This is a genomic window from Corynebacterium sp. ACRPF (genome assembly GCF_022347395.1).
Lineage (GTDB): Bacteria > Actinomycetota > Actinomycetes > Mycobacteriales > Mycobacteriaceae > Corynebacterium > Corynebacterium tuberculostearicum_D.
This window is the reverse complement of the sequence record NZ_JAKRNB010000001.1, coordinates 48,136-63,937: the sequence shown is the minus strand read 5'-3', so window position 1 is coordinate 63,937 and position 15,802 is coordinate 48,136. Positions and strand designations below refer to the sequence as shown.

Sequence of the window (15,802 nt, the reverse complement as noted above, 5' to 3'; positions counted from 1 at the left end):
TCCCACGGGCAAGGCGCGTTGTGCATCCTTGCCCCACCGGGGACGGGCATGCTTTAAGGTTGGGGTTATAAATTTGCACGTTTGGAGGAGACACCATGGTTCATGTTGCCGTAATGGGTGCTGGTTCTTGGGGCACTACCTTGGCCAAGGTCTTTGCGGACGCCGGAAATGACGTTCGCCTGTGGGCGCGCCGCGCGGAATTGGCGCAGGCCATCAACGAGACCCACACCAATCCGGACTATTTGCCGGATACCCGCCTGCCGGCCGCGGTGCGGGCCACCCATGATGATGTCGAAGCGCTGGCGCTTGCCGACGTCGTCGTGTTCGGCGTTCCCTCCCAAACCTTGCGCGCCAACGTGGAAAAGTGGACGCCGCACCTGCCAGAGGACGCGACCCTGGTGTCTATTTCTAAAGGCGTAGAGACCGCCACGCTCAAGCGCATGAGCGAGGTCATTATGGATGCGGCGGGCGTGCCAGCAGACCGCGTGGCGGTACTGTCTGGCCCGAACTTGGCCAAGGAGATCGCTGCCGGCCAAGTGGCCGCCACGGTGATTGCCTGCTCCGATGAAGACCGCGCGCAGCGCGTGCAAGCAGCGGTCGCCGCGCCGTACCTGCGGCCCTACACCAATACCGATGTCATCGGTGCGGAAATCGGTGGCGCCTGCAAGAATGTCATCGCCTTGGCCTGTGGTATCGCCTCCGGCAAGGGGCTGGGCAATAACACCATGGCCACCATCATCACCCGCGGTCTGGCGGAAATTACCCGCCTGGGCGTGGAGCTGGGGGCGGATCCATTTACTTTCTCCGGCCTCGCAGGCATGGGCGACTTGGTGGCAACGTGCACCTCGACTTTGTCGCGCAACCGCACCTTTGGCTACCGCCTGGGCCAAGGCGGCACGATTGAAGAGGCCAAGGCCGCGACCAATGGCCAGGTCGCGGAGGGCGTCTATTCCTGTGACTCCATCTATCGCCTCGCCCAGCGGGCCGGGGTTGAGATGCCTATCACGCACGCCGTTTATGGCGTGTGCTACGAGGGCATGGCGGTGGAAGATATGATCATCGCTTTGATGGGTCGGTCCAAGAAGTCGGAGTAGGTCAAGGGTAAAATCTGCGGGCATGACTGAAAAGACCCGCGTGGCCGTTATCTATGGCGGCCGTAGCACCGAGCACTCCGTCTCCTGCGTATCCGCAGGCGCGATCATGAACCACCTCGATCCAGAGAAGTTCGAGGTGGTGCCCATCGGTATCACCCGTGAGGGCGCGTGGACGCCCGGCACCACAGAGGGCTTAGAAATTGTCGATGGTGTTATGCCGGAGGTCAGCCCAGGTGCGGAACTGACCCTTTCCCTGGATCCCAATGCCAGGGGACAATTCCACAACGTCACCGACGGCACCCTCTTCGCCGAGGTCGACGTGGTATTTCCCATTCTGCACGGCCCCTTTGGTGAGGACGGTACAGTCCAAGGACTCTTTGAGCTTTCCGGCCTGCCCTATGTAGGCCCAGGGGTCTTGGCGTCCTCGGTGGGCATGGATAAGGAATTTACCAAGAAGGTGCTGGCGGTCGCAGATCTGCCAGTAGCGCCCGAGGTTATCCTCAAAGGCCGCACCGAGCTAAGCGAGGAAGAAAAGCAGCGACTAGGCCTGCCCGTCTTTGTCAAGCCTGCTCGCGGTGGATCCTCCATTGGCGTATCCAAGGTCTCTACTTGGGAGGAATTCCCCGCAGCCGTCGACCTGGCGCTAGAGGATGACGAAAAGATCCTGGTGGAGCCGGAAATCTTTGGCCAAGAGGTAGAAATCGGCGTGCTCCACTATGCCGATGGCACCTTGCTGGCCTCCGTCCCGGCACTGCTCGCCGGTATCGATGATTCCGATGAGGGCTTTTATGGCTTCGACACCAAGTACCTCGACAATGTGGTTACCGCCGAAATCCCGGCGCCGTTCGCACCTGAGCTGACCGAGAAGCTACGCGACATGGCAATCCGCGCCTTCGAGGCCCTCAACTGTGAGGGCCTGTCCCGAGTCGACTTCTTCGTCACCGAGGACTCCGTCTACATCAACGAGATCAATACCCTGCCGGGCTTTACCCCGATCTCCATGTACCCGCAGGTGCTCGCGGCTTCCGGGGTGGAATACCCGGCGCTACTTGAGGCGCTTATCGAGCAGGCCCTAGCCAAGTAGGCCCGAGCGCTGCCTACTTTTCGGTCGTGTGCTCTGCGAGCACATCGCCGATTTCCACCAGTGCCGCCTGCGCGGCATCTTGTGGGGCGTGTAGCGCAAGGTAGTCCTCGCGGCCGAGGGCAAACCACGTGCCTGCGGTCGTGCCATGGGCCAAGGTGGTGTCCTCGAACCATGGAATATCGTTAACCTGCTGGAGCTTGACTCCGGCCCGGTAGTTCTCCGGCTTGGCTACGCCGCATCGCGCAACGATGTCTTCGCGGCCATCGGCGCTCCACACATAGGTATTCTTTTCCTCAACCTCGCGGCGGCGGTAGCCCTCAGCTACTTCATCCGGAAGTGCCTTTTCTACTTCTGCGCACATCTGGTCATTGCCCGCCTTGAGAGCCTTAAGTGGCGCCTCGTGGGCGGTGGCAGGCTTTTCTTCGAGGGACGAGAGGGCGTCGTTAAGCTCGCCCGGCTCTGCATCAGTGGAGGCAGTGACCGCGACAATGGGGAAGCGCTGCGGCGCATACCAAGTGGTGAGGTTCGAGCCAGGGGTGGCATCGCGCACCTGGAACCACTGTTCGCCCTCTACGTCCTGGGTCTGGGAGTACTCGGTGTACTGGAAAGGCATATCTACGCCACAGCGCACGGTGACTTTATCGTCTGAGGTAGTGGCCCAGGCCGCGACGCCGGAAGGCACGGGCTCGGCAATATCGGCACGTGGCTTATCCATGACCTCATCTGGAAGGGCGTCGATAAAGCTGCGGCAGGCTTGCGAGTCTGCCTCCTTAGACTCCACGGGGGAGACCGCCACGGGTGCTTTGGCGACGTTATTGAATACGTATTTTGCGCCGAAGAGGACCGCCAGAACCATCACTATGGACAACCCAAGTGAAATGAAGATCGCGGTGCGGTTAAATTGGGATGTCATAAGGGCTCATAGTATCGAAAGGAAGCTGGTGAACTTAACTCAGACTCTCGCAGATGTGGGAGAACGCGCCGCTATCCGGGAAATTACCTCCGTGGCCTCCAGTGGGCTCAATGGAGACGATGCCGCGGTTCTGCCCAGTGCGCCGCCGAATTCCCGCACCGTAGCGGCCACCGATTTGATGGTGGAGGGGCGTCATTTCCTGCGGGAGTGGTCTACCCCGCGCGAGATTGGCAAGAAGGCCATCTTGCGCAATTTTGCCGATGTGGAAGCTATGGGTGCCCGACCGGTTGCCGCCCTCCTTGCAATCGCCGCGCCAGGCGATACCCCGGTGCCCTTCGTGCGCGGCATTGCCGAGGGAATCGCGGAGCATAGCTCTTTCTATAACGCCGAGTTGGTCGGCGGCGACCTTACGAAGTCCGATCTCTTGGTCATCAATATCACGGCCGTAGGCTTCCTCGGCGGCAGCCTTCCCGCCTTGACCTTGGACGGAGCGCGGGCAGGCCAGCAGGTGGTAGCGCACGGCAAGATCGGCCACTCGGCCGCCGGCTTGGCCTTGTTGGAGCGCTTTGGCCGGAACCTTCCTGCAGGGCATGAGCACCTGCAGCCGCTTATCGACGCCCACTGTGCCCCCTGGCTCAACCCCGGCCGCGGCGTCATTGCCCGCGCCGCCGGGGTCACCGCGATGACCGATAACTCAGACGGTTTGATTCAAGACTGCACGACGATGGCCGAGCACTCCTGCGTGCACATGGACTTGGATCCGCAGGCCTTGCAACCGGAAGAATTGCTGTGCCAAGCCGCGGATCTACTCGACTGCGACCCGTGGGAATGGGTACTCAGCGGCGGCGAAGACCACACCCTCATCGGCACGACGGCAAAGGAAGCCCCCTCCGGATTCCGAAAGATTGGCACCGTAACCCGCGGCTGCGGGGTTACGCTGGGAGGTACGACACCGAGCTATCAGAAAGGCTGGCTGAGCTTTTAACCATGCACCCCACCTACCACCCCTCTTGGGAGCCGGTGCTGGCACCGGTAGTTGAAAAGCAATGGCCACAGATTTCTCACGCTCTTGAGGGGCAGGACTATTTGCCCCCGGCGGAGGACGTCTGCCGCGCGTTGCAGATGCCGCTGGACGAGGTCCGCGTGCTCATCGTCGGCCAAGACCCTTATCCCACCCCAGGACACGCCATGGGCATGGCCTTCTCCACTCGCCCAGGTGTGAAACCGCCGCGTTCCTTGGTCAATATTTACCGCGAACTACACGATGATCTGGGTATCAACGGCCGGGAGGATGGTGACCTGAGCGCCTGGGCGGACCAGGGAGTGCTGCTGCTTAACAGAGTACTTACCGTAGCCCCAGGCCAAGCCGGTTCGCACCGCCGAATTGGCTGGGAAGAGATCACCGAGGCTGCCATTCGCGCGCTCAACCGCAGCCCCATGGTCGCGATTCTCTGGGGCCGGGATGCACAAGCATGCGAGCGATTTCTTCCCGACGTCCCCTGTATCAAGTCCCCACACCCCTCACCGCTTTCGGCCAGCCGCGGTTTCTTTGGCTCGAAGCCCTTTTCCCGGGCAAACGCCCTTTTGCGGGACCAAGGCGCACAGGAAATAGACTGGCGCTTGTAAACTATTGCGCATGTCCTACCCCAGCACGCTGGATTCCCACGGAATGCGCAATTGGGCCACCCGCGCCGTGGGGGAATTAGCCCATCGCCGCGATGAGATCAACGCGCTCAATGTCTTTCCCGTACCGGATTCCGATACGGGCTCGAATATGGCGCACACCATGGAGGCAGCGGTAGCGGAGCTCGACAATGGTGGCGATGTCGCCGATTCACTCGCGCTCGGGGCGGTGCGTGGTGCCCGCGGGAACTCGGGAATGGTGCTGTCGCAGGTCCTGCGCGGCGTGGCCGAGTCAACTGTGGACTCAGTTATCGACGGTGCCGTCTTTGTCCGTTCCCTCAAGCAGGCCGTGGAGCTGGTGGACCGAGCTATCGCCGAGCCGGTGGAAGGCACAGTTATTACGGTTTTGAAGGCAGCATCCGAGTCCGCCGAAGACGCTCAAGCGCAATCAGGCGCAACCTTGCACAGTACTGTCAGCGCCGCAATCGCTGCCGCGGAAACGGCCCTCGAGCGCACTCCTTCGCAATTGCCAGCCCTGCGCGAGGCAGGAGTGGTGGATGCTGGCGGCGCCGGCCTCGTTATCCTTTTAGAGTCTCTCCTCGCTGAGATCGAAGGCTCGACTGGGCACACAGGCCTGTCCGAGCCGGAGCCGGAAATTGAACTGGAAGTTGTCTTTTTCTTCGAGGGAGATATAGACACGCTCCAGGCAGCAATCGAACCGTTGGGAGACAGCCTCGTCATCGCTCGCGCCACCGAGGACAGCGCTAATGTACATATCCACTCCCGGCAGGCAGGCAAAGTCATTGAAACCGCCTTTGGTACAGGAAAGGTCTCCAACCTGCACCTTGAGGTGTTGCCTCCTCACGCCGAAGCTGCCTCCGAAGAGCCGATTGCTCGCCGAGTGTTTGCCGCCGCACCGGCCGGGCCTATCAGCGATCTTCTGGCATCTGCGGGGGTTAGCGTTGTGTCTCCGGATGCTCCCATTGCAGCGGGAGACGCGGACATTGTCCTTGCCACCGGCTTGAGCTCGGAGACCGGCGGTGGGAGAGTAGTGCCCGCGCAATCGCTAGCTGCGGCTCTGGCGGCGATTTCCGTCTATGAACCGGATAACCCAGATACCGGTGCCGTCGTTGCTGCCATGCGCGATGCTGCCAAGTCCATGCGGGTGGCTTACCCAAGCCAGGAAACTCCACAGTCAATCATTGCCACTTGCCGCGATCTCTTAGCAGAAGGCGGTGAGCAGGTCACAGTCTTAAGCGCCCTTGATCTAGACCAGGAGGACCTAGCTGAACAGCTTCGCGTGGACGTTATGGCACTGAAAGTACCGGATATCGCAACCGAAATCGGAGTGGAATAGCAATGCTCGGCTGGCAGGACAATCGCCCTTTGACGGAGGTGCTTGCGGCGAAAGACGCCGCGAAGATTACCAAAGCACTGGGGTATGAGACCTGCGGCGAGCTCTTAGCTCACTATCCGCGAGACTATATCCGCCACAACAAGGACGTCGGCCTAGGAGACGCTGCGGAGGGCGATATTGTCACGGTTACCGGAACCATTACCGGATTCACCCGCCATGACTCGGGCAAGACCACCATCATCAATGTGCAGCTCGATGGCAGCATCATTGCGACGTTCTTTAATGCCAATTACGTGATGCGGATGTTGCACCGCGGACAGCGCGTCATGATGAGCGGCAAGCTTAAGTTCTTTCGCAACCAGCCGCAGTTGCAGCAGCCGGACTTTGTAGAGATTGATGCTTTCGGCCGCCCCGATGGCGAACTGGATAATTACCGCCAGCCTGCAGCCGAATCTGGCAAGAAGCACCGCCCAAAGGCCACCGGCTCGCTGCGGAACCTGTCGCAGTTTGGCAGGCTCGACCAACTCCTCTTGGAACGCGAATGGATACCGGTGTACCCGGCGACGTCCAAGGTGACCTCGTGGTACATCATGGGCGCCATCCACTACGTCCTGTCCAAGACTCCGCCGATTGAGGAACCGCTGGATTATCAGATGATCATCAGCCTCGATAAGGCAGTGCGGGAAATCCATGAGCCTGGGGAAGCAGGCCCGTACCGTGCGATTCAGAGGCTGAAGTACGACGAGGCTTTGTCTATTGGCCTGGTGATGGCCTTGCGCCAGCGAGATGCCGAAGCCCGCACCGCTTCTACCATGCCGGCATCCTTAGGCGGCTATCGCGAAGAACTGCTGAGCCATCTGCCCTTTGATCTGACTGAAGGGCAGCGTCGGGTCATTAGCGAGATTGAAGACGATCTGGCTCGTCCTCTGCCCATGATGAGATTGCTGCAAGGCGAGGTCGGCTCGGGCAAAACCATGGTGGCTACCTGCGCAATGCTGCAGGCTGTAGACGCAGGAACGCAGGCCGCACTGTTGGCGCCTACGGAAGTGCTCGCCTCCCAACACGCTGCCTCCATTGGGACCTCGGTACCCGAAGGGGTCAAGGTGGTACTCCTGACCGGCTCCATGCGTACGGCGGACAAGCGGCAGGCTTTATTGGATATTGTTTCCGGCGACGCAGACATCATCATTGGAACCCATGCGATTATCCAAGACACCGTGGAGTTCTTTAACTTGGGATTGGTCGTCGTAGATGAGCAACACCGGTTCGGTGTAGAGCAGCGCGATAGCCTGCGGTTAAAGGCACGTAAAGGCCTTAGCCCCCACGTGCTGGTGATGACAGCAACACCGATTCCGCGCACCATTGCGATGACCGTCTTTGGCGACCTCGCCGTATCAACGCTGACCGAGCTGCCCGGTGGTCGCAAACCTATTCAGTCAGCAGTGGTGGCCGAGTGGCGGCTGACCTGGGTGCTACGCGCACTCGAGCGCATACGCGAGGAGGTTGCCCACGGACATCAGGCCTATATCGTCTGCCCGCGCATTGAAGGCAAAGGCGGAGTGCTAGAGCTTGCACAGCAGTTAGAAAACGGTCCCTTCAAGGGACTGCGGGTCGCCATCTTGCATGGGAAGATGCCCAATAAAGACGAGGTAATGACGTCATTTGCCAGGGGAGAGATCGATATCCTGGTCTCTACCACGGTCATTGAGGTGGGCGTGGATGTTCCCAATGCCACGGTAATGCTCATTCGCGAGTCCGAGCATTTCGGCGTTTCCCAGCTACACCAGTTGCGTGGGCGTGTGGGACGAGGCGGTAATGCCTCCGTCTGCCTTTTGCATACGACGGCAGCCGATAACACTCCGTCCTTCCGTCGTATCACTCAGATCGCCCAAACGTCCTCGGGTTTTGAACTGGCCGAGCTTGATTTGCGCCAGCGGCAAGAGGGCGACATCTTGGGCACCATGCAGTCCGGAACGCACCGCACACTGCGGCTACTGAACTTGGCGGATGACCAAGAAATTGTGGAGCGCACCCACACGGATGCGCGCGCCATGGTGTTGCGCAATCCCGAATTGGCTGAGAAACTCACGCGCAATTTGAGCGAAAGCGAACAGGAATACTTGGAGAAGAACTAAGACGGGTTAACCTAGAAGCATGAAAATTTACGCCCCCTTCGCGGGCATCGTCCGCTGCCATGTGAATGTGGGAGACACTGTTGATACCGGAGTACCGCTTGCGACCGTTGAAGCCACGAAGCTTGAGGCTCCCGTAGAAAGTCCGGGACCAGGAAAGGTCCACCGTATCGTGGTCTCTGACTTTAGTGATGTGGTGGGCGGAGACCTTTTGATGGAGATTGGAGAAGCATAAATGACGCGCATTATTGCCGGCGAAGCCCGCGGCCGCACCATCAAAGTGCCCGCAGAAGGAACTCGGCCTACCGCAGATCGCGCCCGCGAAGGGCTGTTTTCATCCCTCACTGCACGGTGGGGCTTTGCTGGATCTTCAGTGCTCGATCTTTTTGCTGGCTCTGGTGCCCTGGGCCTAGAGGCGGCGAGCCGTGGAGCAGATGAAGCAGTACTGGTGGAATCTTCGGCCGATGCGGTGAAAATCATCCGGCACAACATGGGCGTCGTCAAGCATCCCGGCGTGCGCGTGCAAGAGATGAAGGTAGGCACCTACCTGGCTAGTGCCCCGCGCAAACACTTTGACCTGGTGCTGGCGGACCCGCCGTACGCATTCGACGAGGTGGATGAACTCATTGCTGCCATCGAACCGGTGCTTACCGACCGCGCAATGGTAGTAATTGAGCGCCACGTCGATTCCGCGGATACTGTGTGGCCTGCTGGTTTTGAGCCCACCGGCCAGAAGCTGAAGAAGCGCACCTTTGGCATCGCCCGCATGGATATGGCGGTTTATACCCGCCCCGGCAGCGAGGACGCCGAAGGCTAAACCCCTGAACAGAAAGCGAAAGTAGCATGACTAAGGCCGTCTGCCCTGGATCCTTCGACCCCGTTACCTTAGGTCACGTCGATATCATCAACCGCGCTAACCAAATGTTTGATGAGGTTACCGTGTTGGTAACCGGTAACCCTGACAAGCCCTCAGGGCTTTTTAGCGTGGAGGAACGCATGGAACTTATCCGCCAGAGCGTGGATTCTTCCATCAAGGTGGATTATTGCTCCGGGCTGTTGGTGGACTACACCACGGAGCATGGGGCAGACGTCCTAGTGAAGGGACTGCGTAGCTCTCTCGATTATGAATATGAGCTGCCTATGGCGCAGATGAATCGGCGCCTTTCGGGAATCGATACTGTCTTCCTACTCACGGACGAGAAGTACGGCTATATTAGTTCCTCGCTGTGTAAGCAGGTAGCAAAGTTCGGCGGCGACGTAACGGGTATGTTCCCCGAATCCGTAGGTCGTGCGGTAAAGGAGAAATACCGGCAGTGAGCCTCGCACTGGTTATTTTCCTCGTCGTTGTCGTTGGTTCGACACTGCAACGGGTATCCGGAATGGGGCTCGGCCTCATCGGCGGCCCCATCCTCATGCTCATTATGGGGCCGGTCGAAGGAATCCTCGTAATTAACGTTCTGGCCTGCATAAATGCGATTCTGACCACCTATTCCGTGCGTGAGAATGTGAGCTGGAAGAAGTTCGGTCTGATAGCACCAGTCATGGTGATTGGTTCCTTGGCCGCGGCGCTGCTCATTAGGCGCATGGACACGGCAGGGCTCATGATCGTGGTGGGCGCTGCGCTTCTGGCCGCATTGGCCGTAGTGACATTTGGAAGGAAGTTTGTCCCGCCGATGGAGGGCAAAGGCCCTGCCATCTCCGCCGGTATTCTCGGCGGCTTTACCAACACCTTGGCCGGCGTGGCCGGCCCGGTTATTACCGTCTACGCCCAAGCGGCAAAGTGGCCCCAACATGTCTACGCCGCCACGCTGCAGCCCATTTTTGTTGTAGGCGGATTCTTTTCCGTGATGACCAAGACGCTCACAGGTGCGGCCCACTTTGATGGCTTGCCTTGGGTGATGTGGCCCGCCGGAGTCTTAGGTATGTTCGTCGGCATTTGGGCCGGCACCCGGATTGCCCAGCGTGTTCCGCGAGAAAAGGCCCGCGTGCTCTCACTAAGCGTTGCCGGGTTGGGCGCGGCCAGCGCACTGATTCGGGGTATTTTGACGCTTTCGTAGACGAGTCAGCCACGGCAAAGCCCGCCGGTCCTCTTCGCGGAAGAGGGCGGCGGGCTGAAGGCACTCAGCGGAGTGCTGCGGGAATTAGAGTAGCGACGCCAAAAAGTCCTTGGTGCGTGGCTGTTGCGGGTTATCCAGCACCTCAGCTGGGCTGCCGGACTCGATAACTACGCCGCCATCCATGAAGAAGACCTTATCGGCTACCTCGCGCGCAAAACCCATCTCGTGGGTGACGACGAGCATGGTCATGCCTTCAGCTGCGAGGTCCTTCATAACGCGCAGCACTTCGCCGACGAGCTCGGGGTCGAGGGCGGACGTAGGTTCGTCGAAAAGCATAAGCTTAGGATCCATAGCCACTGCACGAGCGATGGCCACGCGCTGCTGCTGGCCGCCGGAGAGCTGTACCGGGTAGTTATTGGCCTTGGACGCCAAGCCAACGTCCTCCAACAGCTCCATAGCGCGGGCGCGGGCGGTCTCTTCCGGAATCTTTTTCACCTGCACCGGTGCCTCGATGATGTTTTCAATCACCGTGCGGTGGGGGAAGAGGTTGAAAGACTGAAAGACCATTCCGATATCGGAGCGCTGTTCTGCGGCTTCCTTCTCGCTGATCTCATAAAGGGTGCCGTTCTTTTCGCGGTAGCCAATCAGCTCGCCGTCGACGTAGAGGCGGCCCGCCGTCGCCTTATCAAGGTGATTGACGCAGCGCAGGAAGGTGGACTTGCCGGAGCCCGAGGGGCCTAGTAGGCAGGCCACTTCGCCGGGCTGGACCTCAAGGTCAATGCCTTTGAGGACCTCGAGCTGTCCGAAGGACTTATGGACGTTCTGGGCGGAAATCATGGGAGTAGCCATTAGTTTTTAGCCTCCGAAATCACGGATACGTTGCGGGGGATGGTTCCTTCAGCGTCTGCCAGCGCAGCAAGTTGGCGGCCGGTGAGCTCGCGGGTTGCACCGCGCTCAAAGCGGCGCTCCAGGAAGTACTGACCCACCATCAGAAGGGAAGTAACCACGAGGTACCAGGATGCTGCGACCAGCAGCAATGGGATGGGCTGGAAGAGGGCGGCGGAAATATCCGTGGAACGGCCGAAGATTTCCTCGGTATAAGGAATGGCCACCACGAGGGAAGAGGTCTTGAGCAAGGAAATAAACTCATTGCCTGTGGGCGGAATGATAATGCGCATGGCCTGCGGAAGGACGGTGCGGCGCATGGTCATCCACCAGGACATGCCCAGTGCCTTGGACGCTTCCTTCTGGCCCTCAGGAACGGAGGTGATGCCGGAGCGCACGATTTCGGCCATATAGGCAGCTTCATTAAGCCCCAGGCCCATCACCGCAAGGAAGAAAGCGTTGGTGAGGATCGTCTGCAAAGATACCTCGGTAAAGCCCAGGTTGATGGACTGATAGATGGCGGAGAGCAGGCCCCAGAACACCAGCTGCACATAGATCGGCGTGCCGCGGAAGACCCAGAGGAAAATCCAGGAGACGCTGCGCAGCACCGGGTTCGGGGACATGCGCATAACCGCAAGGATGGCACCACCCACAACGCCGATGATCATTGACAAAATGGTGATGGCAATGGTGTGCAGGGAGGCAAGCGCAATGCGCTTATCAAAGAGATACTGGAAGTAGGTGTCCCAGCCAAAAGCCTCGTTGCGGGCGGAGACGATGATGAACCACACGCCGAGCACGATGAGCAGGCCGGCGAATACCCAGCGCCACGGGTGGCGTAGAGGACGCGCCTCGATCTTGGCGGGCTTTTCCTTAGGCTCTGCCGTAGCTGGCGTCGCCGCATTTTCATTAACCATTGATCGGCCTTTCATTAATCATTGCCTGGTCTATTAAGCCATCCTCGATGCCCCAACGGGACAAAATTTCTGCATACTCACCGGTTTCGATGAGGTGCTGCAGTGCCGCGGCAGAGGCCTTGCCCAGATCGGAATCCTTGGGTACGGCAAAGCCATAGGGCGATGCTTGGAACATATCGCCTACCTGTCGCATCTTTCCTTCGGAGCGATTGACCGCCCACGCCGTAACTGGGGAGTCTGCGGACAGGGCATCTGCGCGTCCCATAAGTACCGCCAGCGCGGCGTTGTCACCGGTGTCATAAGACAAGACTGTGAGATCGCCGTTGCACGCATCCTTCTTGGGCCGCACATCGTCGGTTTCAGATACCGTGGTGCGCTGCACCGCAACGGTCAAGCCGCAAGGATTATCCGGATCAACCTTCTTAGGTCCATTTACTCGTTCGGCCCACTGGATGCCGGCGTAGAGGTGATCTACAAAGTCGAATTCATTGCGGCGCTCGGGGTTATCCGTGAATCCGGATGCGCCCATATCAATCTGGCCCGATTGCACGGCGGGCAGGATCATGGAGAAGTCCTGTTCCACGGGCTGGAAATCGAGTCCCAAGACGCCGGCAACGGCGTGCGCAAGATCGAGTTCAACGCCCTGGAGCGCCCCGTGGGAATCCTTAAGCTGAAATGGGGCATAGGGTGGGTTAGTTCCGGCAGTGAGGACGCCATCGTTGTCGTCATACATGGCGGCAATTTCCGGCACCATTGCGGAATGGGGTTCTTCCCAGCCGTCCGGAGTGGAATCTTCCTCGTTGGTGACGCAGGCGCCTAGGCTCAGCGTGGGGACGAGGACCGCGGCGATAGTTGCGCGGCGAGAAAACGAGCGCGGCATTATTTTTGCGCCGTCCTTTCATCCATAGCGCGGGCCTTCTTCATATCTACGAAGATGAAGGCGGAGACGATGAGTGCACCGAGGATGAACATGCCGATGATGATGCCGCTAGAGGCATCTTGGTCAGCTCCCCAGGGCCACAGTGCGCGCAGAGAACCGAGCATGAAACCTGCCATAGCCATCAGCGTAGGGGCGCGGTGATGATCCAGCAGGAAGTTCAACACCTTGATAAACGCCGCAAGACCACACAGGGCACCCAGCGCGAAGACGGCGATAGTGCCTAGGTCACGATCTGAAACGGCGCCAATGATGGGCTGGTAGAGGCCCATGGTCAGCAGGATGAGCGAGCCGGAAATGCCTGGCAGGATGAGTGCACATACCGCGATGGCGGCGGCGAAGAAGACCACAATAAGGCTGGGGTTCTCGTGCGGTTCGGAGGTGAATCCGGTGATAAAGAAGATGGCAATCGTGGCAACGACGAACGCGATGATGGAGGAGGGGCGTAGCCGTTCCTGCTTGGAGAGCATGGATAGCGGTACAAAAATGGACACAGCAACCATGCCCAAAAAGAGCGCTCCGGAAGCCGATACGTGATTTTCCACGAAGTTAGAAAGCACGGTGGACATCCCGAAGACGGCGATGAACATGCCGATCGATACGGAGATGAGGAAGCTCCATTCCACCTTCTTGAAGCGGCCGGAGATGAGATCGTTGGCGTTGTGGACTGCGCGTTCATAAATGCCCGCGATGAGCGCCACGGTGCCACCGGAGATGCCCGGTACGAGCTCGGCCATGCCGATGAGGGCGCCGCGGATAGCGTTCAAAATGTACTGCATAAAATAAAAATCTACCTGGGAGGGGGCTGGTGCGGAGGGCGACTGGCCTAGCTAGGCAGCAGAAAAGTGCCGAAGTGGGAGGCTAGGCGAACCGCTGTGAATCGTAATGCATATCTTTCATTAGAGGGCGGTGATCTACCTACCGCGGTAGGGGAGGGTCTTCTCCCTAACCGTAGAGGTAAAACCGCATTCATGAATATTCTGTCAGTTTAATGCACCCCAATGCAACTATGCAGTTTGGGGCAGGATATACGGACTTGGCCACAGGGGGGGTGTTCCTATATAGGTTGTCAACCTCGCGGGTGGAGAAATCGGGGGCGGATTCTCTCTACGGGGTTGTTTGGTCGTGTGGTTTTCGGGCATGCCTGCTAGCCGACTGGGTTTTCCCAGTCGGCTGTTTCGTTCTTGGTGTTTAGGCTGCGATTCCTTCCTGTTGTAAGGCGGGATCGCGGTAGCGCTCGTGGTTGCGCATCATGGCGTAGAGGACGTTGAGCCGTCTGCGGGCTAGTGCCACTACTGCGGCGTTGTGTCTCTTGCCATCACGGCGCTTTCGTTCATAGAATTGCCGGGAACGCTCGTGGAATCTGATGGATGCAAAAGATGATTGCCATAGGGCGTTCTTTAATTTTTTATTGCCGGCACGGTTCAGTGAGTTCGACATGATCGAGGTTCCGGACTGATTCGTTCGGGGCGACAAACCAGCGTAAGAGGCCAAGTGCCCAGCTGACGGAAAGTCGGACATGTCGCCCGCGGTCATGAGAATTTGTGCTGCCGTCTTTGGTCCGATTCCTGGCATGGATAGCAGGATTTGAGTGTGGGGGATGTCGTTGATGAGCTCGATGACTTCTTGCTCGATTTGTTTGCGATGTTCGAGTTTTAAGAGTGCGTCTTTCGCCGACATTGCTATGCCCATTTCGGCATAGTGCGCACCTGCAATGGTGACTGTTTGCTCAGAGATAGCAGCGAATATGGCATCGAGGACAGGTTCGGGATTGCGTGCCTTATAGCGTCGAGCAAAGGCAGCTGCCTTGGCCTTACCTAGGCGCTTTACCTTGGTCGGTCCACCGTAGCGCGCAAGTAGGTGCAGAACCCACTTGCGGTGGATTATCTGACCGCGAAGGGCCTGTTCGAATTGCGGGTAGCAGCCTACTAGTGCACTTCGAATCTGATTGATGAGCCTGGTGTAGGACCGCGCTAAGTCTTCGTCGATACCGTTGAGGACCTTCAACTGGAGGAAAGCTTCTTCGACACGGTCGACGCTGCGGAGGGACTCCGGAAGGTTCTTTGCAGCGTGGGCAATGATATAGGCGTCCCGGATATCAGTTTTGGCATTGCCAGCGTGGATGCGTGAGAGTTGACGCATAGCCAAACCGGGAAGGTAGCGCACGTCGATTCCGATATCTTGAGCAACTGCGACAGTTAGTCGACCAATGTTATTTGGCTGGTCCACGACGACAAGGACTTTGTGGTCGTGTGCGCTGAACGTTGAAAACAGTGTGCGCAGGGATTTTTCGTTTTGGTTGATGCGCTTAGATAGCACCTGGGTGCCGTCGATATCTAAGAGGCAAGCGTGGTGAAAATATTTACCGACGTCCATGCCGATGACATAGTCGTAGGTCATGCTAGACCTCCTAGCGAATTGAATGAGTATGGGACTTATTTCATCGCTGGTGGTCGGACATACTTCACGCTGGCATCCACATTACTTTGAGACTTCGCACATTCTGTGCGGGTCAGGTTCCTATTAGCAGTCTGGAGTATGTCACTGCCTTCGGTGGCATCACCCCCCGGATCATTTTCAGACAGGGACGAAAACAAGCCATACCGAAGCCAGCGACTAGTTCCACTGCCACAAGGCAGAAGGAACGCAGATAAACATAACCTGCCCCAGCATGGGGCTAGGAGTACTAATCCTGGGCCCCTTCAAGCGGAACTGCCAACAACGTAATGGGGATAGTCCACACAGAGGAAACCATAAGTTTCCCATTATTCAGTCTCCTGTTTACGCGGGCTTCAACTAGCTG

Annotated in this window: 16 protein-coding genes; 10 read left to right on the top strand and 6 right to left on the bottom strand. The window is 58.6% G+C overall.

The window, feature by feature from the left end:
• Positions 1-95 precede the first annotated feature (95 nt).
• Together MHX61_RS00300 and MHX61_RS00295 are read left to right on the top strand one after the other, a co-directional pair.
• Positions 96-1,094, top strand: a complete 999-nt coding sequence (locus tag MHX61_RS00300; protein ID WP_239191392.1) for an NAD(P)H-dependent glycerol-3-phosphate dehydrogenase — start codon at positions 96-98, stop codon at positions 1,092-1,094.
• A gap of 22 nt (positions 1,095-1,116) precedes the next feature.
• Entirely contained in the window at positions 1,117-2,178 is a 1,062-nt protein-coding gene (locus tag MHX61_RS00295; protein WP_239191390.1) for a D-alanine--D-alanine ligase family protein, read from the top strand.
• 13 nt (positions 2,179-2,191) lie between these two features.
• Here MHX61_RS00295 and MHX61_RS00290 read toward each other — a convergent pair whose 3' ends face one another.
• Entirely contained in the window at positions 2,192-3,091 is a 900-nt protein-coding gene (locus MHX61_RS00290; protein ID WP_239191388.1) for a DUF3515 domain-containing protein, read from the bottom strand.
• On the opposite strand from MHX61_RS00290, the gene MHX61_RS00285 reads away from it, so the two are divergent.
• Genes MHX61_RS00285 through MHX61_RS00250 form a run of 8 tightly spaced genes read left to right on the top strand, consistent with a single transcriptional unit; the run spans position 3,039 to position 10,260 of the window.
• The gene (locus MHX61_RS00285; protein ID WP_200435227.1) at positions 3,039-4,076 is read left to right on the top strand and encodes a thiamine-phosphate kinase; all 1,038 of its coding nucleotides are present in this window, start codon (positions 3,039-3,041) and stop codon (positions 4,074-4,076) included. The two genes, MHX61_RS00290 and MHX61_RS00285, sit on opposite strands and share 53 nt — an antisense overlap.
• Before the next feature lie 2 nt (positions 4,077-4,078).
• Positions 4,079-4,717 (top strand): uracil-DNA glycosylase, encoded by a 639-nt coding sequence (locus tag MHX61_RS00280; RefSeq protein WP_204609263.1) that lies wholly within the window; start codon positions 4,079-4,081, stop codon positions 4,715-4,717.
• 10 nt (positions 4,718-4,727) lie between these two features.
• Positions 4,728-6,071, top strand: coding sequence for a DAK2 domain-containing protein (locus tag MHX61_RS00275; RefSeq protein ID WP_239191386.1), 1,344 nt, complete (start codon positions 4,728-4,730; stop codon positions 6,069-6,071).
• A 2-nt stretch (positions 6,072-6,073) separates the two neighbouring features.
• Complete coding sequence (locus tag MHX61_RS00270; protein ID WP_239191384.1) at positions 6,074-8,206, top strand: ATP-dependent DNA helicase RecG; 2,133 nt, start codon at positions 6,074-6,076, stop codon at positions 8,204-8,206.
• 19 nt (positions 8,207-8,225) lie between these two features.
• The gene (locus tag MHX61_RS00265) at positions 8,226-8,438 is read left to right on the top strand and encodes a biotin/lipoyl-containing protein (protein ID WP_005327804.1); all 213 of its coding nucleotides are present in this window, start codon (positions 8,226-8,228) and stop codon (positions 8,436-8,438) included.
• On the top strand, positions 8,439-9,020 hold the full coding sequence (rsmD, locus tag MHX61_RS00260; protein ID WP_204609257.1) for a 16S rRNA (guanine(966)-N(2))-methyltransferase RsmD: 582 nt from the start codon (positions 8,439-8,441) through the stop codon (positions 9,018-9,020).
• A gap of 26 nt (positions 9,021-9,046) precedes the next feature.
• Entirely contained in the window at positions 9,047-9,520 is a 474-nt protein-coding gene (gene coaD, locus MHX61_RS00255; RefSeq protein WP_005323291.1) for a pantetheine-phosphate adenylyltransferase, read from the top strand.
• Positions 9,517-10,260 carry a sulfite exporter TauE/SafE family protein gene (locus MHX61_RS00250; protein WP_005323290.1) on the top strand — a complete coding sequence of 248 codons (744 nt, stop codon included), beginning with the start codon at positions 9,517-9,519 and terminating at the stop codon, positions 10,258-10,260. The genes coaD and MHX61_RS00250 overlap by 4 nt, the downstream gene beginning before the upstream one ends.
• An 84-nt stretch (positions 10,261-10,344) precedes the next feature.
• On the opposite strand, the gene MHX61_RS00245 is transcribed toward MHX61_RS00250, so the two are convergent.
• The 5 genes from MHX61_RS00245 to MHX61_RS00225 form a co-directional block, all read right to left on the bottom strand.
• Positions 10,345-11,109, bottom strand: coding sequence for an amino acid ABC transporter ATP-binding protein (locus MHX61_RS00245; RefSeq protein ID WP_005323289.1), 765 nt, complete (start codon positions 11,107-11,109; stop codon positions 10,345-10,347).
• Complete coding sequence (locus tag MHX61_RS00240) at positions 11,109-12,062, bottom strand: amino acid ABC transporter permease (RefSeq protein WP_239191381.1); 954 nt, start codon at positions 12,060-12,062, stop codon at positions 11,109-11,111. The genes MHX61_RS00245 and MHX61_RS00240 overlap by 1 nt, the downstream gene beginning before the upstream one ends.
• Complete coding sequence (locus tag MHX61_RS00235) at positions 12,055-12,942, bottom strand: ABC transporter substrate-binding protein (RefSeq protein ID WP_239191380.1); 888 nt, start codon at positions 12,940-12,942, stop codon at positions 12,055-12,057. The genes MHX61_RS00240 and MHX61_RS00235 overlap by 8 nt, the downstream gene beginning before the upstream one ends.
• Complete coding sequence (locus tag MHX61_RS00230; RefSeq protein ID WP_239191379.1) at positions 12,942-13,778, bottom strand: DUF368 domain-containing protein; 837 nt, start codon at positions 13,776-13,778, stop codon at positions 12,942-12,944. Before MHX61_RS00230 ends, MHX61_RS00235 begins: the two co-directional genes overlap by 1 nt.
• Before the next feature lie 412 nt (positions 13,779-14,190).
• Positions 14,191-15,399: an IS110 family transposase gene (locus tag MHX61_RS00225; RefSeq protein ID WP_239191378.1), complete on the bottom strand. Its 1,209-nt coding sequence runs from the start codon at positions 15,397-15,399 to the stop codon at positions 14,191-14,193.
• Positions 15,400-15,802: the final 403 nt, after the last annotated feature.